The following is a 23,026-nucleotide window of genomic DNA, read 5'->3' as shown; positions in this document are numbered from 1 at the left end:
TGATTAATTCCTATCTTTGTTGAAGTGATTGAATCCAAGTTTGGTGAGCACCGGCATTCATGACAGCCTGGCTGATAGTTTGAGCACTAGTTTGATCTGAAGCTAGGGCAATCAAACAACCGCCACGACCACCGCCAGTGATTTTAGTGCCGAGCGCGCCTGCTTGATTAGCAACTTGAATTAATTGATCGAGAAAAGGCAAACTGATTTTTAAGTCATGTAAAATCGTTTGGGCTTGTGTAAAAATGTGGCCGAGTTGCGTGACTTGTTGTTGCTGTAAACAGGTTTGTGCTTGCTTAGTCAATTGTCCTAATGTAGCTAATTTTTGATTGACCAATTGTGGTTGTTGCTGTTTCAACACGCGTAAGTCATGAACCGCTTGGCCCGTGTTCCCGGTAATTCCAGAGTCAATAATAACTAAGTAGGCACAGAGATTCATGGTAAACGGCTGAATTAATTGATCTTTAATAAAATAGATCGGCTGTTTGGAGTTGACGGTGACGGCATCGACACCACTCGGAGTACCATGAATAATTTTCTCAGAAAAATTAGTATAATGAAGTAATGTAGCCTGTTCTAAAGGCGTATGTGTATAATTAAAGAGTGCCTTAGTAATGGCCGCTCCAGTGGCGGCGGAGGAGCCCATTCCACGTTCAATGGGCAACTGACTAGCAATGGTTATTTGCAGGTGCTGGGTAATGGGTAAATCGCGCATTAATAATTTAATTAAGGTCGCAATTCCTTGTAATTCTGGTAAAACATTGGTTAATGAACCGTGATAATATTGAGAAGCAATAGTTGTTTCAGTTGTTATGGGTTGAACCGTTACTGTGGTGGGAATATCCAAGAGCGGAATAGTGATGGCTGGTTGGCCGTAGACCACCGCGTGTTCACCGATTAAAATTATTTTACCGTGGGCTTGACCACAATTCGTCATAAAATCACCTTTCTCATAGTCTTTTATTTTACACAATTTAGACTTAAAACGCACCTTTTCATCGTTAAAAGTTTATCCAGGAGGTTTTCATGTCATTAAAATTAGTTTTGGGTACGATGCAAAAAGACAAGCACGCTTTAATGTTAAAAGACTTAAAGCAGCAACTAAAACAGTATCCGCAAGATAATTTTATTTGGTTAGTGCCAGATCATGTGAAGTTTGAACGGGAAGTGCAGATTTTAACGCAATTAAAATCCGCTCCCCAACAGATTATTGCAACCAATCGGCTACAAGTTTTTTCTTTTTCCCGCTTGGCGTGGTATTTTTTACGCAACGATCCCATTTACCAAAGTCCGCAGTTAACCCAGACAACGAAAGTGATGTTATTAGCTGATATTGTGCAACAACAAGCTGGACAATTACATTTGTACGGCGGTGAGGTTAAACATATTGGTTTTATTCAAGATTTACAACAACAACTAGATAATTTCATCAAAAATCATATTACGCCGCAACGCTTACAGATGATGGCACAAGATATCTCACAAACTGGTGATTTGCATTTAAAGCTATTAGATTTAAGTTTAATTTACGAGCAATACTGGCAAAAGATCACGACGAATTATAATGATGAGCACCAGTTATTAACATTGTTAACCCAGTTTTTACGGGCTGATCCCCAACAACAGCAGTTACATTATTTTATTAGTGACTTTACACAATTTTCGGCAGAGGAATTATTAGTTTTACAGGCTATTTTGACTCATGCTGCGACTGTCGAAATAAGCCTGACCTTAGATCATCCGGTTAATGATCAACAAACAACGCCTTTTTTTCAACGCCCCCAACAAGTCTTTCAATGGTTGACGCAGACTTGTCGTCAAGAAGATGTTGCTTATACAACACAAGTGGCTCAAGCTCGACGAGTAACGGCGGATTTAGCTTGCGTGGAAGACTTTTGGATCGCCCAAAATACTCAATTAACGCATCCACAACCGGAACAATTGCAGGATGATAGTTCAGTACAAATTTGGCAAGCTAGCACGCAGCAACAAGAGTTATTAGCAGTGACTACTTATATTCGACAGTTGGTGGCGACTCAAGGTTACCGCTACCGTGACTTTTTGGTTTTAGCACGGAATTTAACGGATTATCAACAAATAATTGATCCGTATTTTCAAAATCAAGGCTTGAGTTATTTTGTGGATTTACCACATTCGATGCGTGATCATGCATTTAAAGATGTGATTGATAGTTTATTTGCTTTAGTGCAAAATAATCTGCAATACGCTGATATTATGCGCTTATTGCGGACAGAATTAGTAGTACCGCAAGATTTGACCTTAGAACAGTATCGCCAAGCAGTTGACCTCACGGATAATTACTGTTTAGCGCATGGCTTACAAGCTAGGGATTGGCTTGCGGCTAAAGACTTTGCGGCTTTAGGGCAGCATCCGACAACAGAAATTCAGCATCAATTTAAACAAATTAATACGATTAAGCATTTGGTGACCCATATTTATCACCAAGTACAACAACTAGTGCAACAAGAAATCACTGTCCAACAAGCTTGCAGCCAGTTATATCAATTACTAGTTGATTTACAAGTCTTTGCTAACCTCAAACAATGGGAAACAGCTGCCATTGATCAAGGAAATTTAGCGTTGAGTCAACAGCCAGAGCAAGTAGTGAATACTTTCGTACAGATTTTAGACGAATTTGTCGACTTATTTGGTACTCAGAAATTTGCGGCTACGGAGTTTTTAATTGTTTTGGATAATGGTTTTGATGAAGCTCAGTATTTAACTATTCCGGCGGCGTTAGATGCTGTCCAAATCTCGGGTTTAGGAGCACAGCAAGTCGCACAACGAAAAATTACCATTATTTTAGGTGCTAATGACCAGGATATGCCACAAGTTAATGAAGCGGTGAGTTTGTTTAGTGATGATGATTTAGCGGCCTTACAACCTTTACTGACTAGTGATGAAACACTGCCACCCACTAAAGAACAGTTAAATAGTTTTGAACCATATTTACATGATCTGGCCTTTTTAAGTAGCAGTCAAAGATTAATTTTTACTTATGCGCAAACTAAAAATGAAGCTGCCGTCCAATTATCACCCTATGTGCGAATCTTAAAGCAGCACTTTCAGATTACTGAACAAGTGGTGGACTTTGTGGAACCCACTTCACCGACTGCGGTTTTACAATTATTAGGTAGTCCCGTTTTGACAGCGGATCATTTATTGGCTGTTTATCGTCATAGTAAAACCCAACAAATTCCTGTCGCCCCAGCTTGGCAGGCCATTAAGGACTTGCTTTTTCAATCTGATGGTGCCGCTCAGCAGTACTTGTCTAAAATTTGGTCCGGCTTATCTTATCAAAATATTGCTGTTCCGTTAACAGCCCAAATTAGTCAACAATTGTACGGTCAAGAATTGACAGTCTCCATTTCTCAACTTGAAACGTTTTATCAGAATCCTTACGAATATTTTTTGAAATATGGTCTAGGATTAAAGCCGCGTCCAGAATTTAAAATTACGCCAGCTAATCAAGGAACGTTTTTTCATGAAGTGATGGACTTAACGGTGAAGCAATTACAAATGAAAGGTATTGCGTGGAGTGAATTGCAAGCAAAACAGTTACAGGCAATTGCCCAACAAGTTATTGAACAAGTCTTGGCGCAGCCAGCTTACCAAATCTTTTCGCACAATGAACAATTCATCCAGCAACGGATGGTGATGACGGTTCAACAATCGCTGGAAGTTTTACGGCAACAAGCTCAGGACGCACAATTTACCCCTTGGAAAACCGAGGTAACTTTTGGGCAAGTTGGGGCGCAACATGATTTGCAACCCTTGCGCCTAGAATTAGCGGATGATCACCAAATTATTGTGCGGGGGCGGATTGATCGGATTGATCAATTGGAAAGTGACCCGAACTATTATTTTGTGGTTGATTATAAATCTAGCGCTCGAGATTTTGATTTTAAAAAGTTTTACGCCGGTTTAGATTTGCAGATGATGACTTATTTGACCAGTTTATTAAATGATTCGTCATTATTTAATGGCGCAATGTTACCGGTCGGTGGTTTTTATTTTCATTTACAAAATCCCGCAGTCAATGTTGAAGATTTGAAAGGCGATTTGAGCCAAGCAGCTAATTTGTGGTTTAAACAGTATCAGTATAAAGGTTTGATTATTGACGATGGCAAGAGTGCCTTGGCGTTGGATCCATCAATTGATGAGACAGCGTCACAAGTTTTTCAAATTGGAAAAAAACATCGGGTTTTAGCTAGTAAAGTGGTGAGTCCGACCCAATTTCAACAGATGGTCGATTTTAATCAAAAGTTGATTAAGCAAGCAGCTCGCCAAATTTTTCAAGGTGTTGACGCCATCAGTCCCTTACGTTTAAACCGGCAACAAACCACTTTGCAATATAGTGATTACTTGCCAATTATGCAATTTGATGCCATGTTACCGGAAAATCAATATCGAAATTTAACCAAATTGAATAAGAAACAATTCTTTGAGTTGTTGCAGCACGAAAAGGAGCAAAAGTAATGACAGAATTTAGTCCGACTGCAGCTCAACGCCAAGCACTAATGGCTACGGGCAGTGATATTTTGGTTTCAGCGTCTGCTGGGGCCGGCAAAACTAAAATCTTAGTGGAACGTATTGTTCGGCAATTGCAACAGGGTGAACAGATTGAGCACTTATTAATTGTCACTTTTACTGAAGCAGCGGCTCAAGAAATGAAGCAGCGCTTATTACAACAAGTGCTGCTGGCGGCCCAACAAGCTACCGAGCCACAATTAGTGCAGCACTTACGCGCCCAATTAGCTAAAATTCCGGGCGCTTCTATTAGTACTTTGCACGCCTTTTGTTTACAAGTAATTCGTAAATTTTATTATTTAATCGACTTAGATCCAGTTTTTCGTTTGTTAAGTGACTCTAATGAACGCTTTTTGCTCCAAGAACGGGCTTGGCAGCACGTTCGCAGTGCGTATTACCAAGCCGCCGATAGTGACTTTCTAGCATTAGAAAATAATTTTGCCACGGGTAATGACGATAGTGAAGTGGAAAATTTATTTTTTAAATTAACCGACTTTGCGTTAACTAATGAAAATCCCCAACAGTGGTTGCACCAATTAGCCGCGGATTATCAAGTAGTTGGCGACGTGAGTGCCGCCAATTTTTATCAAAAATATTTTTTAGATTTTTTGGAACAGCAATTGCATTATCTAATTGTACAAGTCAGTGATTTAGCCGAACAGGCTACTAATTTTACGGAGCTAAATGGTTATCAAACCAGTGTTGAGACCTTGTTACAGCAAGTTAATGCGTTATTAACTGATCTCAAGCAATTAAAGTGGGATCAGTTGCGCCAACGCGTTTTAGCATTAACACCGATCAAGGGACGGGCTAAAGCTAAGAGTGACAGTAGCATTGTGGAGCCGTTTAAAGCTAAGAAAAAAATCGTGAGTCAATTAATCCAGGAATGGCAATATAAGTATTGTGTTTTAGATAACCATCAATGGTGCCAAATTTTACAAGCTAGTGAACATTTAATTGATAAAGTGGTAGAAGTTGAAGAGCGCTTTTTAACGGCTTTTCAAAAACAAAAGCAGCGTCAACATAGCCTAGACTTTAATGATTTGGAACATTATTGTTTAAAAATCTTGCAGGTGGATTATCAAGGACAACAAGTTGCCCGAGAATATTATCAAACTTTATTTCACGAAATTTTAGTAGATGAGTATCAGGATACTAATCCATTACAAGAAGCAATTATTCAACAAATCAAACAGTCAAATCCTGGTAATTTATTTATGGTGGGCGATGTTAAACAGTCAATCTATGGTTTTCGGCAAGCGGCACCATTTTTATTCACGCATAAATTTCAAGCCATGCAACAAGACCCAACTGTTGGCCAATTGATTAATTTAACGACTAATTTTCGCTCACATCCCAATGTTTTAGCCACAGTCAATGAAATTTTTCGTCATATTATGGATCAAACCTTAGGGGAGGTCGACTATGACCAAACGGCGCAGTTGCAAGCTGGTAGTCAGTTTCCCGCCAAGTGTGATGCTACTAGTGAGGTGTTGTTTTTACAGCAATCTTCCTTGACTGCGGGCCATTTGACGAATGAACAAGCACAAATTCAATTGATTATTCAACGCATTCAAGAGTTAAAAGCGGCTAATTTTCAAGTTTATGATCGGCAAACGCAAAAATTACGTCCCCTCCGTTATAGTGATATTGCTATCTTGACACGGGTAAAAAGTTTGAATAATGATTTAATTGAACAATTTAATCAAGCACAAATTCCAATTGTCGTTCATGATGCTGCTAATTATTTCCAGGCAACCGAAGTGCAAGTCATGTTGTCGATGTTAAAAATTATTGATAACCCTCAACAAGATATTGCTTTAGTAGCAGTCTTGCGTTCGGCCATTGTTGGTTTAGATGAAAATGAATTAGCGTATTTACGGATTAATCAACGTGGCGATAATTACTATCAACGAGTAGAACATTATTTAAAAGATCGAGAGTATAACCAAAAAAATGCTTTTGCGCAGCGCTTAACGCAAAAAGTGACGACTTTTATGGAACAATTAACCAGTTTTCGCAGATTAGCACCGAAAATTAGTTTGGCCGCCTTAATTTGGCAGGTTTATTTAAAGACGGGATATTTGTCTTACGTGCAAGGAATGCCTAACGGTTCCCAACGAGTCAGCAATTTGCACGCTTTGTACCAACGAGCTGATGAATTTGAGCAGCAAGGATTTAAGGGGCTGTTTCAGTTTATTCATTTTATTGAACACATTGAAGATAACGATCAAGATTTGAGTCAACCAGTTGAACACCATGGACAACAAGATGAAGTGCAGGCCTTAACGATTCATGGTAGTAAAGGCTTGGAATTTCCGCTTGTCTTTGTTTTAAATCTGGATCATAGTTTTAATTTGATGGATGTTAGAAAAAGGTATTTATTAGATGCCCAGCAGGGCATGGGAATTAAGTATTTAGATACAAAAAACCGTATCTTTTATGAAACCTTGCCGATGACCGCTTTAAAAGCTAATCAAAAAAATAAGGTTTTGTCAGAAGAAATTCGCTTGCTTTATGTAGCATTAACCCGAGCTCAACAAAAGTTGATTTTGGTGGGGTCAGTTAAAGATGATCCGGAAGTGGCGTTTGAAAAATGGCACCTAGGACTAACTGGCGAAACAACCGTTTTAGATATTGGTTTGCGGACCAATTTTCATTCGTTTCAAGAGATGATCCAGCCCATTTTGGCCTTAGCCGGCACGTTGAAACAGCAAGCTGAAACCATAGTGATTGAACCTAAAAAAAATAGTAATTTTCAGTTTGTGGCCCGCTTTATGGCAGTTCCATTAGAAAAGAAAAAGCCGCTACTAACACCCCCCAATGATCAAACACCTGCGACTAGTGCACCAGTAATGGATGATCTTTTTCTGAAAACTGCGCGGCAAATTTTAGGCTTTCAATATCCTCAACAAATTGCCACCACCACGACTGCTTATCAATCCGTCTCCGAAATCAAGCATTTATTTGCGAATCCCGATGATCAAACCTTACCCACTTTAGATTTACAAGCCAAGTCAACTTCCGGTCAACGTTATGTCTTAAATGATTTTAAGCGGCCGAGGTTTTTAAGTCAGGATAAATCCCAGGTGACACCAGTTGATGTGGGGAGTGCTACGCATTTGTTATTGCAAAAAATCACTTTAACGCAGACCCCCACGCAGCAAGATTTTCAGGCTTTAGCCCAACAGTTAGTGGCACAAAAGGTGTTGAGTGCCAATGTGGTGCAACAGATTGATTTTGTCAGCTTAGAAAACTTCTATGCTTCTACTTTAGGACAGCAGATTATTGAAAATCAAAAAACCTTACACCGAGAATGGACTTTTTCGATGGTTTTGCCGGCCCAACAAATTTTTCCCCAACAACAACTAGGTGATGATCAAATTCTAGTCCACGGAATCATTGATGGTTTATTTGTTAATCAAGCCCAACAAGTAGTGTTATTTGATTATAAAACTGATCACGTTAATTTACGGCAAGCTACAGGTGAACACTCAGTCCAACAAATTGTACAGAAATATTCGGGGCAGCTCAATTTGTATCAACAGGCAGCCCAACAAATTTTGCACTTACCGGTAGTAGATAAATTCCTTTGTTTATTGTCCGTTAATCAAATAATTAAGGTAAACTAGACTGTATGAAGAATAAAAAGTATGTTGTGGTCGATTTAGAAACCACGGGAACTAGTCGTCAAGATAATGATCGAATTATTCAGTTTGCAGCGGTTGTGATTGAAAATTGGCAAATCCAAGATCAGATTACTTTTTTAGTTAATCCAGAGCAACCAATAACTAAACGAATTAGTAATTTAACCGGAATAACTAACGAGCAACTGCAACAGCAAGCGGTTTTTCAAAAACATGCCCAGTCCATTTTTGAATTATTAAAGGATGCCACTTTTGTGGCGCATAATGTTAATTTTGACTTGCCTTTTTTACAATCTGAATTAACTGCGGCCAATTTTCCCCAACTTAATTGTGCGGCGATTGATACGGTGGAATTGGCGCAAGTGTTGTTACCGCAGGCGCCTAGTTTTAAATTAGTTGATTTAACACGTTATTTAGAGATTGATCATTTAGCACCGCATCAAGCTGACAGTGATGCCTTAGCAACAGCCATTTTATTTTTAAAGTTACGCGAGCGCTTGTTAAAATTACCAGCGCCCACTTTAAGATGGTTGGTCAAAGCAGCACCAAACTTTTTACGACAGACTGGGGACTTTATTACGCAAGTGGCCCAGCCGTTATTGAATGAGAAGCAAAGCCTACCGAACAATTTAGTGATGAGCCACCAGATTGTTTTACAAAAACCGTTGAGCACGAGTGCAAGTTTCTTGTCGTCCGCTACTTTTCCGGTGACTAAAAAACAGAAATTAGCATTGTTTAAAGAACAATTACAATGGCGTCCGCAACAGGCTAAATTGATGAACTTTGTTCAACGTAAATTGACGCAAGAAGCGCCTTTGGCACTAATAGATGCCCCGACGGGGTTAGGCAAAACTTTGGGTTATTTATTGCCAGTTAGTTATCAGTTAGATCAAGGTCAAAAAATAGTCGTTGCCACTTCAACAAAGTTGTTGCAACAACAAATTTTAACAAAGGACTGGCCGCAAATTGAACAATTGCGACAGCGTCATTATGAAGTGGCGCAGTTATCTAGTGCACAGGATTATTTAGATTTAGATAATTTTTATCGGTTATTAACCCAAACGACAAAAGGTCGGCAAACTAAATTATTATTGCTGAAAATTTTGGTGTGGTTGACCCAAACGACCAGTGGTAATTTACAAGAATTAAATATTACAAATGATCAAACGGAAATTTTTCGTTTATTACGCAGTTCGGGTCACCGCACTAGTGGTTTATTTATGGAATATGATTTTTGGCAACGCCAATTGCAAACAGCCCGACAAAGTTCTTTAATTGTGACCAACCAAAATTATTTATTACGGCATTTGGATTTAGATGTTTGGCAAACTGCTCAGAGCGTGATTATTGATGAGGCAGCTAATTTATTACAACAAACTTTACAACCGCAAGCCCAATTCAATTTGGCAACGACGCAAACAGCACTGAAACATCTGAGTGATTTATTGTACCAAAACCGGGTTCTACTGCGGCAATTTTTTCAGCAAAATCGCTGGCAATCGTGGCGCTATACGAATTTGGCCGAGTTTGAACAAAAGTTTGGCGAATTAACAGCTAGTTTGCACCGCTTAAGTGCAGATTTAATGACTAATTATGTCAAACAAAAGCTAACTTTGCAGCAGAGAAGTGGGTCTGTGCAACTAGGAATTTCACAGACGGAAATTCAGGCGACTACAATCACTTATTTGCAGCAATGTTCACAAGCTCTTCAAGCTTTATTAGCGGTCGTTTTGCCGTTGCTCAAATTATATCAAGCAACGAAACGTAATTCTTTACTAGTTGTTGACCGTTTGTTACAGCAAATTACTAATGAGTATTTATTATTGCAACAGCAGCTACAACAATTAGAATCAATCATCCAGCAGTTGACCCAGCAGCAGACAGGCGGGGTTATTATCACGATGGTTGATTATCATAATTGGGATAGTTTAACATTAGCGACGCAAGTTTTTAATCAACGAGCAGTGATGGAAGCATTAAAGGACCGGTTTGCTACGGTCATTTTGTTAGGAGCAGGCTTAAAATATCAACATAGTTTTCAAAACTTTTTGCAGCAATTAGGTTATACAGCGCCCATTGCTCAAAAAAATAAGTTAAGTTTACAAGCTGATTTTCCCGTAGCAACGCGTTTAAAGGTTTATCTGCCAAGTGATGCTAGCGCCCCCGCCAAAACTGATTTTGCTGCAACTTTAGGTCAGCAATTGGTAGAATTGCTACGCTCACAGACTACGCAGACGTTGATTTTATTTAATTCTCTGCGGACTTTGCAAGCAGTTTATCAAGCTGTGCAAATAAGCGGGTTAACTGATGAACGTGAGGTTTTAGCACAATCAATTTCGGGTTCTAACCGGCGGTTACAGAAACGCTTTGCTTTAAATCCTACAGCGATTTTATTAGCGACAACTAGTTTTGGTACGGGCTTAAATTTAGCTCCGCAACATTTAAAATTAGTGATTATTACGCAATTGCCATTTGAAGCACCGGATGATCCGTTTGTGAAAGCTAAAAATCAATATTGGCAACGTCAAGGTCATAATGCCTTTCAAGTGGAAAGTTTGCCGACGGCTGTGCGTCGCTTGAAGCAACAAGTAGGACGCTTAATTCGCGGTCCCAAAGATCAAGGTACGTTAATTTTTCTAGATCAACGCTTGCAGACGGCACATTATGGTAAACTAATTTATCAAGAGTTAGATTTACCGCTATTACGGACAGATTTAACTGTTGCACAAATCAGTCAACAACTAAGTGTGGTGAAAAAATGAAACGACAATGGAAAAGTTCGTTAATTTGGGGCGGAATTATTGTAGTAATTGCTATCTTAATTGGTAGTTTATACTTAATGGTGCTGCCACATAGTTCTGCTAAAAAGCAAGCCATTAAAGTAGCGCAAACCCAGGTCGGAATTGAACAAGTTAATTTTTACTCCGAATTTGACCGCCAAAAGCAATATTTTACTGTCGGTGGTAAAAATCGCCAACAGCAATATTTTTATGTTTTGATTAATGGTCAAACGGGTGCTGTTAAAAGCATTGCTGGTAGTCCTCATTTGGTACAGCAAGTCCAACAAACGGTTCAGGAGCATCAACATCCCCAAAAAATTAATAAGGTGGCCCTGGGTTATGATAAAAAGCGGCTGGTGTGGGAAGTAACCTATCGGAATAAGAATCATACGTTAGGCTATTATTTGATCAATTTTAAAAATACGAAAATTTTACAAGTAATTAATAATTTGTAGCTTGTCTTGGAAAAGCAATGTTGGTTCAAACTGCTGATCTTGGGAGCACTGTAAAGAAAATGGAAAATTTCCCCCCAGCTGTAAAATGAACAATGCACCTAACCAATCTGGTCAAGATCTGCTATAATTTTTAATAGACGAATAAATTTTAATCATTAATTATAAGTAATGAACAAAAGATTACTGGAGGCTAAGTAGTGGAAACAATTCGAATTATTGATGCCAAGGATCATGTTAATGAAGAAGTGAAGATTGGTGTCTGGTTAACTGATAAGCGTTCATCAGGTAAGATTGCTTTTTTGCAATTGCGTGACGGTACAGCCTTCTTTCAAGGTGTTGTGGTGAAGAATGATGTTGGTGAAGAATTATTTGATGTTGCTAAAAAGTTACGTCAAGAAACCAGTTTTTATGTTACTGGAGTTATTCATCAAGATGATCGTTCACATTTTGGTTATGAAATTGAAGTTTCTAATTTAGAAGTTATTGGTGAAAGTGAAGATTTTCCCATTACGCCGAAAGAACATGGCATTGAATTTTTGTTGGATCATCGCCATTTGTGGTTACGCTCACGGCGGCCCTTTGCTATTATGCAAATTCGTAATGAAATTATTGATGCCACTTACCGCTTCTTCAAGCAGGAAGGCTTCATTAAAATGGATCCGCCGATTTTGACGGGAACGGCACCCGAAGGAACGACGGAATTATTTGAAACGGATTATTTTGATAATCCGGCTTATCTTTCACAAAGTGGTCAATTATATATGGAAGCTGGGGCCATGGCTTATGGCAAGGTCTTTTCTTTTGGACCAACTTTTCGGGCAGAAAAATCCAAAACGCGGCGGCATTTAACCGAATTTTGGATGATTGAGCCGGAGATGGCTTTCATGCATCAAGAAGAAAGTTTACAGGTACAAGAACGCTATGTTAGTTATTTGGTTCAAGCGGTCTTAGACCATTGTCAGTATGAATTAAAATTATTGGATCGTGATCCGAAGATCTTGGAACGCTATACCAAATTACCTTATCCGCGGATTTCTTACGACGAAGCGGTAGAAATGTGTCAAAAGGGTGGTTTTGATATTAAGTGGGGCGACGATTTTGGTTCGCCTGAAGAAACTTATATTTCTGACCAATTTGAACAACCAGTCTTTGTTTTAAACTATCCCAAAACTATTAAGCCATTTTATATGAAAGAAGCGCAAGATCGTGATGATGTTTACGTTTGTGCCGATTTATTAGCACCGGAAGGTTATGGCGAAATTATTGGTGGTTCTGAACGGGCAGTTGATTATGACAAAATGAAAGCTGAGATGGAAAAAGAAGGCATGAATCTGGATGATTATGATTGGTATCTAGATTTACGCAAGTACGGTTCTGTGCCGCATTCTGGTTTTGGCATGGGCTTAGAACGGGCTATTACGTGGATTTGTCATTTAGATCATTTGCGTGAGGCTATTCCGTTTCCACGGATGATCAATCGATTGCGGCCATAAGTAATAAAAATAAATTTTGAATTTTAAGATGTCGATGATAAAACTTTCGGCATCTTTTTTTGTGATTTCAATCAATTGGAATAATTAAAAAACTAAAATTTCTCCTGGACAGTCTTATTCATGTAACCTTAAACTTTAATTTGAAAACTAAAAATTAATTTATGTAATAAAAAGGAAGCTATGCTTTGTGGATGAAAAGGGTGCTAATGAATGAATTTTAACTAGATTGTCGAAAAATAATTTTATTCAATCTGCAACTAAAATTTTAAGTAAGAGTAAATTCAGTACTTCACCTAAGTCATTATCAGATGGTTACAGACAAGTAAAAACTTTAGAAATTAATTCATTCAAAATTAATTGTCTTTCTTTACATTAAAATACTATAATATAAAATGTTGAAGTATTTTCATTTAATTCTAGATATAAAGGGAGATAGATTAATGACCAAAGTTAAACAAGACTACATAATAGGCTTAGATATCGGAACTAATTCCTGTGGTTATGCCGTAACAGATTCTAAAAACCAATTATTACATTTACAGGGTAAGACAGCCATTGGTGCAAGACTGTTTGAAGAAGGAATCTCTGCGGCAGATCGTCGTAGTTTTCGTACGACGCGCCGCCGGTTGAAACGGCGCAAATGGCGCTTAGGATTGTTAGAAGAATTGTTTGCTACTGAAATGACGCAAGTGGATCCATATTTTTTTGCACGACTGAAAGAATCAGGGTTGTCACCCTTAGATTCTAGAAAAAGTGCCCAGGCGATTATTTTCCCAACGCCTAAGGAAGATCATGCATTTTATCACGAATATCCAACAATTTATCATTTACGGCAAGCTCTAATGACTCAAGATCGCAAATTTGATTTGCGTCTGGTTTATTTAGTAATTCATCATATTGTAAAATATCGGGGAAATTTCTTACAAAACACATCCGTGCAGAGCTTTAATGCTTCCAAAATTGATGTGCAATCAACTTTAGAACATTTGAATAATATTTTTGCAGCAATTAATGTAGAGCACCCACTACAATTAGCCATTGAGAATGCTGCAGCCATTGAAGATGTACTACGAGATTCAAAAAAATTTAAAGCAGATAAGTTAAAAGAAATCACCGCACTGTTGATAACTAATAACCCAGATGACACTAAGGAAACTATTAAAACCAATAAAGCAATTGCTAAGCAAATTGTAAATGCTATTTTGGGTTATAAAGCTTCTTTTGAAGTGATTTTAGGTCAAGAGATAGATACGGATGCAAAAAAGGAATGGGAATTTAAATTAATTGATACAGATGCTGATGATAAATTGGCAGCTATTGCTGATCAGTTGGACGACCAACAACAGGCTATTATTACAGAGATTAAGCAATTATTTGGGGCCGTAACTTTAAGTACTTTAGTCGATGAAGGCAAGACTTTATCGGAAACAATGGTTAGAAAGTATGAAGATCATAAAAAAGACCTTAGTTTGTTAAAAAAGGTAATCGCTAATCATTCGGATTCCCAAAAGGCTAAAAAATTAAGTTTAGCTTATGACTTATATGTAAATAATCGACACGGCAAGTTATTAGAAGCCAAAAAAGAATTTAACACAACTAAGGAATTAAGCAAAGACGAATTTTATAAAAATGTTAAAGCTAACTTGGACGATTCTGACGAATCTAAACAAATCTCGACGGAAATAGATTTAGATACTTTTATGCCTAAGCAACGCACTAATGCTAATGGAGTCATTCCGTATCAATTACATCAGATTGAACTGGATCGGATTATTCAAAATCAAAGCAAATATTACTCATTTTTAAAGGAACCTAATCCCGTAACTGAGCATTTGAACCAAGCTCCTTATAAATTAGACGAACTAGTGCGTTTTCGCGTGCCCTATTATGTAGGACCAATGATTACCAATCAAGAACAACAAAAAAGTTCAGGAGCAAATTTTGCGTGGATGATTCGTAATAGCCAAGATCCTAATCCGAATGAAGCCATTACACCGTGGAACTTTGATCAAAAAGTGGATCGCATGGCTACCGCTAATCAATTTATTAAGCGTATGACCACTAAAGACACTTATTTACTAGGTGAGGATGTTTTACCCGCCAATAGTTTGTTGTATCAAAAGTTCACGGTGTTAAACGAATTAAATAATATTAGAGTTAATGGCCAACGGTTAAAACCTTATATTAAACAAGATATTTATAATCATTTATTTAAGCAACATAAAACAATTTCTAAGAAGAGATTGTCTGATTATTTACAGCAGAATTATCACTTACCAACTGTTAAAATTGAAGGTTTGGCAGACCCAACCAAATTTAATTCCAGTTTAGCGACTTACTACCAGCTTAATAAGCTAGGTGTTTTAGGTGATAAGCTAGATGATCAGAATTATCAATTGGACTTGGAAAAAATTATTGAATGGGCAACAATTTTTGAAGATCGTGAAATTTATCAAGCTAAGTTAAAACAAGCTCAACAATCAGAAATTGCCTGGTTAACAGATGAACAAGTTAAAGCTTTATCTAGTTTACGTTATCAGGGCTGGGGACGCTTGTCACGGAAGTTATTAGTCGGTCTTCATGATCAAAATGGGCAAAATATCATGGAGCAACTGTGGGATAGCCAACAAAACTTCATGCAGATTGTTAAGCAACCTGATTTCAAAGTTGCAACGGAACAAGCTAATGCTAATTTGATCCAGGATAATCAAACTGATGCCATTGAAGATGTGCTAGCAGATGCTTACACTTCGCCTGCCAATAAGAAAGCAATTCGCCAAGTTATGAAAGTAGTAGCCGATATTGTGAAAGCCGCTGGTGGCAAGGCGCCTAAGCAATTTGCCATTGAATTTACTCGTGAGCCAGAGAAGAATCCGCAGTTGTCTAAGCAACGAGGCAAACAATTACAGGAAGCTTATCAAAAGACTGCCGGTCAATTGGTAGAACCGGGCTTAGCTGAGAGTTTAAAGCAAGCCACTTCTAATAAGCAATTAGTGAAGGATAAATATTATCTGTACTTTATGCAAGGCGGCCGGGATGCTTATACAGGACAACGAATTAACATTGATGAAATTACTACGGGTTATCAAATTGATCATATCTTGCCACAATCATTTATTAAAGATGACTCTTTAAATAATCGAGTTTTGACAGCTTCAGCAAATAACAATGCTAAATCGGATAATGTTCCATTGAAGCTTTTTGGTTCAAATTTTGTTCCTGATTTGCAGATGAGTGTTGTAGCTATGTGGAAGCAGTGGCAAAAAGCCGGTATGATTAGTAAATTTAAATTGAATAATCTATTATTAGATCCAGACAACTTAAATAAATATCAACGTTCTGGCTTCGTGAATCGACAATTAGTCGAAACTAACCAAGTGATTAAGTTAGTTACCATCATTTTACAGACGAAATATCCTAATACTGAAGTTATTACCGTTAAGGCTAGCTATAATCATGAGTTAAGAAAACGCCTCAATCTATACAAGAGTCGTTCAGCTAATGATTACCATCATGCAATTGATGCTTATTTAACTGCAGTTTGTGGTAATTATTTGTATCAAATGTATCCGAAACTTCGCCCGCTGTTCGTTTATAACAAGTTTAAAAAAATTAATTCTGATCCGGAACAAGAACGCCAAAGTATTAAAGAATTGAGTAGTTTTAACTTTATTTACTTGTTATTGCAAAAGGATAAACCTGATCAGCCAGCACCAGAGCAGCTGTGTCGCAAAGATACAGGCGAAATACTTTTTCAAAAGCATCCTGACATTTTTGATCCCTTACGGCGGGCTTATAGTTTTAAACATATGCTGATTTCGCGGGAAACTTACGTTCAAGATCAAGAAATGTTCAAGATGACGCTTTACCCAAGGCTGGAGCGTGATACAGCTAAATCGCGGAGTTTAATTTCAAAAGCTCAAGGAATGGATCCTAAAATTTATGGCGGTTATTCAAATAATACAAAAGCTTATATGGCTATTGTCAAAATTGATAAAGCTAAAGAATCAACTTATAAAGTGGTTGGGGTTCCAATGCGGACTTTAGAAAAGTTAAAACAGGCTCGTAATACAGCAGAACATGACGCTCTTTTGAAGCGAGAATTAGCGAATTCGATTTTAAGTAAACGAGGCGTTAAAGATTTTTCAATTGTTAAGGGTAAAGTTCCTTATAAACAAGTTATTGTAGATGGCGATAAAAAGTTCATGATAGGATCTTCTATTTATATGTATAATGCAAAGCAACTGACTTTGTCTAATAAAGCCATGCGGGTTATTACAAAAAACTTTATGACTAATGATGACGAAAATCAGCTATTAATTGCAACGTTTGATGAAATTGTGTCTAAAGTTGATCAATATTTAACATTATTTGATACTAGAGGCTTTAGAAAAAAACTTCATGATGTGAGGGATAAATTTATTAATATATCGGTTGAAGACAAGCTAAACGTCATTCATCAAATTTTGCAGGGATTACATGATAATTCGGTTAGCTCCAGCTTCTTAGGCATTAAGGACTTTGGGAAGACTGAATTGACTGCTGGTATCACCTTATCTCCCGATGCTAAATTAATCTATCAATCACCATCAGGCTTATTTGAAAAGCGGATTAAGATATCTGATTTATAAGCAAGAAAATAGAGAATCCGCGATTGGATTCTCTATTTTTGAACAATAAAAAAATCCCAGCCATAGGGTTAGGGATAAGTGTTGAAACTTTGCATTCGAAGAATGCATTGTTTGATTTTAAACTATAGTTGTTAGATCAATGAGATTTATTGTTGGGAGCTACCCAACAAGATAAATATAGCATTAATAAAATTAAAAGACAAGGAGAAATTGAAATATGGCGTGGCGTTCAGTAATTATTACTCAACATGCAAAATTGACGTACTCAATGAATATGATGATTGTCCAAACACGTGACGGAATTAATCAAATTCCGATTGCTGATATTCAGTTATTGTTAGTCTCCACTTCACAGGCGGTGATAACGAGTGCGTTAATTAGTAAGCTGGCCCAAAATCAAACAAAAGTTATTTTTGTTGATGATCATTATCAACCAGTAACGGAAACGATGGATTATTATCCTGGTAGTCGGAGTTTACAAAAATTACAACAGCAATTTACTTGGCCGGAGCAGCGACGGCAAATTTTGTGGACAAAAATTGTTAATTGGAAAATTAGAAATCAAATTGCAGTTTTAGATAATTATCAAATCGACTCGCATGAGTTACAGACCGAATTAGATGCTTTAGAACTGGACGATATAACTAATCGGGAAGCGGTAGTCGCTCGTAAATATTTTATGGCATTATTTGGTCAACATTTTGTGCGTCGGAGCTTCGACGCGATTAATGCTGCATTAAATTATGGCTACGGAATATTGTTAGCTAGTTTTGATCGGGAGATTGCAGTGAACGGTTACCTAACTTATTTTGGTATTCATCATCATTCGGATGAAAATGAATTTAATCTGGGTTCAGATTTGATGGAACCTTTTCGACCATTGGTGGACTATTGGATGAAAGCTCATGATCAAATTACTGAGTTTACACCAGACATTAAATACGGATTAGTAGAATTATTGAGTCTAGAAGTAATTTACAACGGCAAAACAACACTATTAAAGAATGCCATCACCATTTATACACGTGATTGTTTGAAGTATTTGAGTGGTGAGATTGATGAAATTAAGATGGAAATGAGTGTGACAGATGAGGTACCGAATAATGCGCTTAATGATAATGTTTGATTTACCAATGGAAACAGCAGCAGAAAAAAGAGAATATCGCCAATTTCGGAAAAAACTAATTAACGAAGGTTTTTTAATGATACAATATTCTGTTTATGAACGTGTTTGTGTAACACGCCAAACGGCCACTTTTTTGGAAAATCGGGTGCGAAACTTTCTACCGCAAGGCGGAGTTGTGCAGTCATTAATGGTGACGGAGAAGCAATATAATGATATGCATTTTCTGGTAGGGAAACCATTAACAGATGTTCGAAATACTTCGGATCGGACGGTGATTTTATGATTTTGTCTTATTTAACGCATAAGCAATGGCAGTGGCAGAATAATGGTTTAAAAATGATTGTCACTAATAGTCCCATTGCCTATCGTGATATAGTTCAAGGTTTTCAAAATCAAAATGAACTGCTGCTTTGTACTAATGATCAATATGATCAGTTAGAAATTCCTAAAACTTTTGATTTCGTTGGGGATCCATTATTAAGTGGTGATGTTACTAAAAAATATCTAACGCAGATAGTTAAAAGCTACATGGATAACTTAGATGAAATTAATCGCAACAAAATATTAACCGCTTTTCATAATTTGGAAACAATTTTGCAAGATTCGTTGTTACTAGAAGATTTGCCATTAGAAATTAATTTTGATGAAGATCTCAAAAAGTTATTAAAAATGGTGGAACTACATCTGGATCAAAAAATATTACTTGATCCGTGTGCTATAATAAAGACTGTTTTAAAGATTCATGAGATGTGTCATCTTAAAACAATTCCTGTAATCTGTAACCTCGCTAATTACTTAGAATTACAGGAAATATCTGAAATAAATCAATTGATTAATGAGTTAAATTTAACTTTAATTGTCGTAGAGTTTGCGACTCCTGATTTATTGAAAATCCCGCAGGGAGTGCAATTATACTATATTGATGATGATCTTGTTGATTGGTATTAGTAGCTAAATTAAAATTAGATTATAAAAAATCGGTTTTAGATAGTTGTTAGATCAATGAGATTTAGAACCAGCGTCTAAGGTTAGTAGACACGCTCTTTGTTTTAGATAGTTGTTAGATCAATGAGATTTAGAACAAGGTTTAACAATATCAATCAAAACATCAGGTTTTAGATAGTTGTTAGATCAATGAGATTTAGAACTTGACACCAGAAAAGTAATAGCAGATGCAGGTTTTAGATAGTTGTTAGATCAATGAGATTTAGAACAATGCCGTCATTATCAATTTTAATTGTGGGGTTTTAGATAGTTGTTAGATCAATGAGATTTAGAACAACAGGTACTGGTAAAACTGTTCTGTTAATGTTTTAGATAGTTGTTAGATCAATGAGATTTAGAACATGAAGATGCAGTTCTCAATGACGTCAAGAGTTTTAGATAGTTGTTAGATCAATGAGATTTAGAACTCATTAGCATCAGCTGAGTGGGCCAATTCTGTTTTAGATAGTTGTTAGATCAATGAGATTTAGAACTGTTTTTGAAAATGATGATTACAGTGATGAGTTTTAGATAGTTGTTAGATCAATGAGATTTAGAACAAGCGCTTCACGGAATACGACTTAGATTATGTTTTAGATAGTTGTTAGATCAATGAGATTTAGAACATAGCCAAGATAGATTCTTGCTAGATAGTGGGTTTTAGATAGTTGTTAGATCAATGAGATTTAGAACGGCTTGCGACAATGAAGCTAAACAACTCATGTTTTAGATAGTTGTTAGATCAATGAGATTTAGAACAAATCGAATTCAAAGTGTTCAATCAAAAGAGTTTTAGATAGTTGTTAGATCAATGAGATTTAGAACCCAAGCGGTCGGCCGAAAGTTCTGATTAAGGTTTTAGATAGTTGTTAGATCAATGAGATTTAGAACTTTCAGGTTCACGTCCTGCTACGTTGGAAGGTTTTAGATAGTTGTTAGATCAATGAGATTTAGAACTTGTAATCGCTTTTTTGTGTTTTGAACGAAAGTTTTAGATAGTTGTTAGATCAATGAGATTTAGAACAAACGCTCGTTAGCAAGTCAAAGTCGGCGTGTTTTAGATAGTTGTTAGATCAATGAGATTTAGAACTTTCTGCTGGCTCTTGGTCTTCGTTGCTGTGTTTTAGATAGTTGTTAGATCAATGAGATTTAGAACGTGGTTAGTAATTCTCTTGCTGGCGACATTGTTTTAGATAGTTGTTAGATCAATGAGATTTAGAACTAATTGCTTTGCTTATCTTGGACCCAATCCGTTTTAGATAGTTGTTAGATCAATGAGATTTAGAACGGCATAATCAGGGCAATATCTATTGCTTTAAGTTTTAGATAGTTGTTGGATCAATGAGATTTAGAACACACATTATAATCTTTACCCTTACTGATAGGTTTTAGATAGTTGTTAGATCAATGAGATTTAGAACACTTGGGCTTTTAACATCTCATCGCTGTTTGTTTTAGATAGTTGTTAGATCAATGAGATTTAGAACTATAATCGCTGAAAAGATACATCAGATTCCGTTTTAGATAGTTGTTAGATTAATGATTTTTGATGCTCAAGTAGCTGCTGATGAATATCTACCAGCGCTTTATGCTGTTGGCAGTGGCAAGTAATAAAAAAGCTCCCGAAGTGGGAGCTAATACATAATCAAATTGTAGGATTTTGGGAATGATTGTGTTACTATAAGTATGTAAAGATGTTGGTAAACATAACTGCAACAAAAAAAGACACCTAGTTGACCTGGACAGTAACTAGATGCCTTTTTATTTTGCGTCAATTAATGTTTATTAAGCCACCATTTAAAAATGGCAATAACAATTCCGACAATAATCGGCGCTATAATGCTGGTAAACATAAGTACACCCCCCTTATGTTGCTGTGTTGGGGCTGCAACTTAAATATTATAGCATAGCAAAAGTGTTTTACTTTTAACTAAATGTTGTTAAATTAAAAGAGTAGTTTCGCTAACTATGGAGAACAAATGGTTAACAAAAGTCTTACAAACGTTGATTTATCAATAACATTTAAATCGTTGTTAGATCAATGAGATTTAGAACTAACCAGCCGGCAACTCCGACATATGCCATGTTTTAGATAGTTGTTAGATCAATGAGATTTAGAACCAGGTTTTTAAAATGGCAAGTCGTCATCTGGTTTTAGATAGTTGTTAGATCAATTAGATTTAGAACTCTTGGACTGCTTGCCCAGCACCCGGACACGTTTTAGATAGTTGTTAGATTAATAATTTTGATGCTATCATGTAGCTGCTGATGAATATCTACCAGCTTTATATACGGGTTGGCAGTGGTAAGTAATAAAAATGCTCCCAATGCGGGAGCTAATACATAATCAAATTGTGGGATTTCAGAAATAAATGTGTTATTATAAACATGCAAGGATATTAGAGAACATGAATGCAACACAAAAAAGACGCCTAGTTTACCCGGACAGTGACTAGACGTCTTTTATTTTGCGTCAATTAATGTTTATTGATCCACCATGTAAAGGTGGCAATAGCAATTCCGACAACAATCGGCACTATAATATTAGCAAACAAAAGTACCATCCTCATGTTGCTGTGTCAGGGCTGCAACCTAAATATTAAATCGCGAAGAAAGCGTTTTATATTTTACTAGATTAATAATATTTAGAATTTAACCTGTGAACAAGAAATACTATTTAAATAGTATTTGATAAACGTCATAATTAAAAATAAGTTTTATTTCAATAGTCGCTGGCAAGATTAATTTAAATTATATAACAAACAATTATCATACCAGCAATAAAAGCTGAGCATGATTAAAATTGTCTTTCTAACCCATTTTAATATTTGGAGACCCACCCGTACACTGAGCCTTTGAAGCGCAATAACTACTTAATATATGATGTTAATTGTTCCCAATCGTGTTTAATTTGAGTTGCTAATTTCCGGTTATAAAAAATGGCGGCGGGGTGATAGGTACAATAAACTTGGTATTTTTTGGCGGACCATTGATAAGCATCTTTAGCAGCATTTAATTGTTGAATGGGGTGATTAAAGATTTGCCCGTGAATGGCAGTTAAACTTTGGTGAGTACCTAAAATACGTTGGGCTGCGGTACTACCTAAAGTGACGATTATTTGGGGTTGAGCCCAATTGACTTCGTAATCAAAAAATGGTGCTTGCGCTAGGATTTCTTTTTGGGTTGGCTTGCGGTTAGGATATTTGGTGACTAGTTGGTGAGTCTTTTTGTCTAAAGCTTGCACCACTTTGTAGGGACGACTACGTACAACGCTAGTTATATAAACATCATCGCGAGTTAATTGCAGTAGTGCTAAAGATTTCATTAATTCTTGTCCAGAGCGACCATGAAAGGGAATA

Annotated in this window: 13 protein-coding genes and 1 CRISPR repeat array; of the genes, 9 read left to right on the top strand and 4 right to left on the bottom strand. The window is 36.9% G+C overall.

Annotation, left to right across the window (positions count from 1 at the left end; genetic code table 11):
• Window positions 1–10: 10 nt before the first annotated feature.
• Window positions 11–937: a mevalonate kinase gene (gene mvk / locus AC3B5S_RS00065; protein ID WP_489789898.1), complete on the bottom strand. Its 927-nt coding sequence runs from the start codon at window positions 935–937 to the stop codon at window positions 11–13.
• 89 nt (window positions 938–1,026) lie between these two features.
• Here mvk and AC3B5S_RS00060 point away from each other — a divergent pair, with 89 nt between their 5' ends.
• The 9 genes from AC3B5S_RS00060 to csn2 all read left to right on the top strand — a co-directional run bounded on the left by AC3B5S_RS00060 (window position 1,027) and on the right by csn2 (window position 19,631).
• The gene (locus AC3B5S_RS00060; protein ID WP_489789897.1) at window positions 1,027–4,500 is read left to right on the top strand and encodes a PD-(D/E)XK nuclease family protein; all 3,474 of its coding nucleotides are present in this window, start codon (window positions 1,027–1,029) and stop codon (window positions 4,498–4,500) included.
• Window positions 4,500–8,183 (top strand): helicase-exonuclease AddAB subunit AddA, encoded by a 3,684-nt coding sequence (gene addA, locus AC3B5S_RS00055; protein WP_489789896.1) that lies wholly within the window; start codon window positions 4,500–4,502, stop codon window positions 8,181–8,183. Before AC3B5S_RS00060 ends, addA begins: the two co-directional genes overlap by 1 nt.
• Window positions 8,184–8,188: 5 nt before the next feature.
• A complete protein-coding gene (locus tag AC3B5S_RS00050) occupies window positions 8,189–10,960 on the top strand; it encodes a helicase C-terminal domain-containing protein (protein WP_489789895.1) in 2,772 nt (923 codons plus the stop codon).
• Entirely contained in the window at window positions 10,957–11,433 is a 477-nt protein-coding gene (locus AC3B5S_RS00045; protein WP_489757653.1) for a cell wall elongation regulator TseB-like domain-containing protein, read from the top strand. Before AC3B5S_RS00050 ends, AC3B5S_RS00045 begins: the two co-directional genes overlap by 4 nt.
• A 197-nt stretch (window positions 11,434–11,630) precedes the next feature.
• Window positions 11,631–12,926 carry an asparagine--tRNA ligase gene (gene asnS / locus AC3B5S_RS00040; protein ID WP_489757654.1) on the top strand — a complete coding sequence of 432 codons (1,296 nt, stop codon included), beginning with the start codon at window positions 11,631–11,633 and terminating at the stop codon, window positions 12,924–12,926.
• Window positions 12,927–13,366: 440 nt separating this feature from the next.
• Window positions 13,367–17,557 carry a type II CRISPR RNA-guided endonuclease Cas9 gene (gene cas9, locus AC3B5S_RS00035; RefSeq protein WP_489789894.1) on the top strand — a complete coding sequence of 1,397 codons (4,191 nt, stop codon included), beginning with the start codon at window positions 13,367–13,369 and terminating at the stop codon, window positions 17,555–17,557.
• A gap of 217 nt (window positions 17,558–17,774) precedes the next feature.
• On the top strand, window positions 17,775–18,683 hold the full coding sequence (cas1, locus tag AC3B5S_RS00030; RefSeq protein ID WP_489775555.1) for a type II CRISPR-associated endonuclease Cas1: 909 nt from the start codon (window positions 17,775–17,777) through the stop codon (window positions 18,681–18,683).
• Window positions 18,661–18,966 carry a CRISPR-associated endonuclease Cas2 gene (cas2, locus tag AC3B5S_RS00025; protein WP_489757658.1) on the top strand — a complete coding sequence of 102 codons (306 nt, stop codon included), beginning with the start codon at window positions 18,661–18,663 and terminating at the stop codon, window positions 18,964–18,966. The genes cas1 and cas2 overlap by 23 nt, the downstream gene beginning before the upstream one ends.
• Window positions 18,963–19,631, top strand: coding sequence for a type II-A CRISPR-associated protein Csn2 (gene csn2 / locus AC3B5S_RS00020; RefSeq protein WP_489789893.1), 669 nt, complete (start codon window positions 18,963–18,965; stop codon window positions 19,629–19,631). The genes cas2 and csn2 overlap by 4 nt, the downstream gene beginning before the upstream one ends.
• A 32-nt stretch (window positions 19,632–19,663) precedes the next feature.
• Window positions 19,664–21,220: a CRISPR direct-repeat array (repeat unit 36 nt; unit sequence GTTTTAGATAGTTGTTAGATCAATGAGATTTAGAAC).
• 222 nt (window positions 21,221–21,442) lie between these two features.
• Here the strand turns inward: csn2 and AC3B5S_RS00015 are convergent.
• From AC3B5S_RS00015 to AC3B5S_RS00005, 3 genes are all read right to left on the bottom strand, one after another.
• On the bottom strand, window positions 21,443–21,520 hold the full coding sequence (locus AC3B5S_RS00015) for a type I toxin-antitoxin system Fst family toxin (RefSeq protein WP_489775560.1): 78 nt from the start codon (window positions 21,518–21,520) through the stop codon (window positions 21,443–21,445).
• Between the two features lie 624 nt (window positions 21,521–22,144).
• Window positions 22,145–22,231, bottom strand: coding sequence for a type I toxin-antitoxin system Fst family toxin (locus AC3B5S_RS00010; RefSeq protein WP_489790410.1), 87 nt, complete (start codon window positions 22,229–22,231; stop codon window positions 22,145–22,147).
• Window positions 22,232–22,536: 305 nt separating this feature from the next.
• Window positions 22,537–23,026 (bottom strand): uracil-DNA glycosylase (locus AC3B5S_RS00005; RefSeq protein WP_489789892.1); only part of this gene is annotated, 490 nt, incomplete at its 5' end.

This window comes from Bombilactobacillus sp. ESL1094, assembly GCF_058107425.1.
Note: the sequence above shows the minus strand (reverse complement) of the source record. Positions and strands in the feature narration are given on the sequence as shown.

What these genes read in the sequence shown, in the direction of transcription:
- cas9 (WP_489789894.1), top strand. Translation starts at nt 13,367, where the DNA reads ATGACCAAAGTTAAACAAGACTACATAATAGGCTTAGATATCGGAACT.
- AC3B5S_RS00050 (WP_489789895.1), top strand. Translation starts at nt 8,189, where the DNA reads ATGAAGAATAAAAAGTATGTTGTGGTCGATTTAGAAACCACGGGAACT.
- cas1 (WP_489775555.1), top strand. Translation starts at nt 17,775, where the DNA reads ATGGCGTGGCGTTCAGTAATTATTACTCAACATGCAAAATTGACGTAC.
- csn2 (WP_489789893.1), top strand. Translation starts at nt 18,963, where the DNA reads ATGATTTTGTCTTATTTAACGCATAAGCAATGGCAGTGGCAGAATAAT.
- addA (WP_489789896.1), top strand. Translation starts at nt 4,500, where the DNA reads ATGACAGAATTTAGTCCGACTGCAGCTCAACGCCAAGCACTAATGGCT.
- AC3B5S_RS00015 (WP_489775560.1), bottom strand. Translation starts at nt 21,520, where the DNA reads ATGTTTACCAGCATTATAGCGCCGATTATTGTCGGAATTGTTATTGCC.
- AC3B5S_RS00010 (WP_489790410.1), bottom strand. Translation starts at nt 22,231, where the DNA reads ATGGTACTTTTGTTTGCTAATATTATAGTGCCGATTGTTGTCGGAATT.
- AC3B5S_RS00060 (WP_489789897.1), top strand. Translation starts at nt 1,027, where the DNA reads ATGTCATTAAAATTAGTTTTGGGTACGATGCAAAAAGACAAGCACGCT.
- mvk (WP_489789898.1), bottom strand. Translation starts at nt 937, where the DNA reads ATGACGAATTGTGGTCAAGCCCACGGTAAAATAATTTTAATCGGTGAA.
- AC3B5S_RS00045 (WP_489757653.1), top strand. Translation starts at nt 10,957, where the DNA reads ATGAAACGACAATGGAAAAGTTCGTTAATTTGGGGCGGAATTATTGTA.
- cas2 (WP_489757658.1), top strand. Translation starts at nt 18,661, where the DNA reads ATGCGCTTAATGATAATGTTTGATTTACCAATGGAAACAGCAGCAGAA.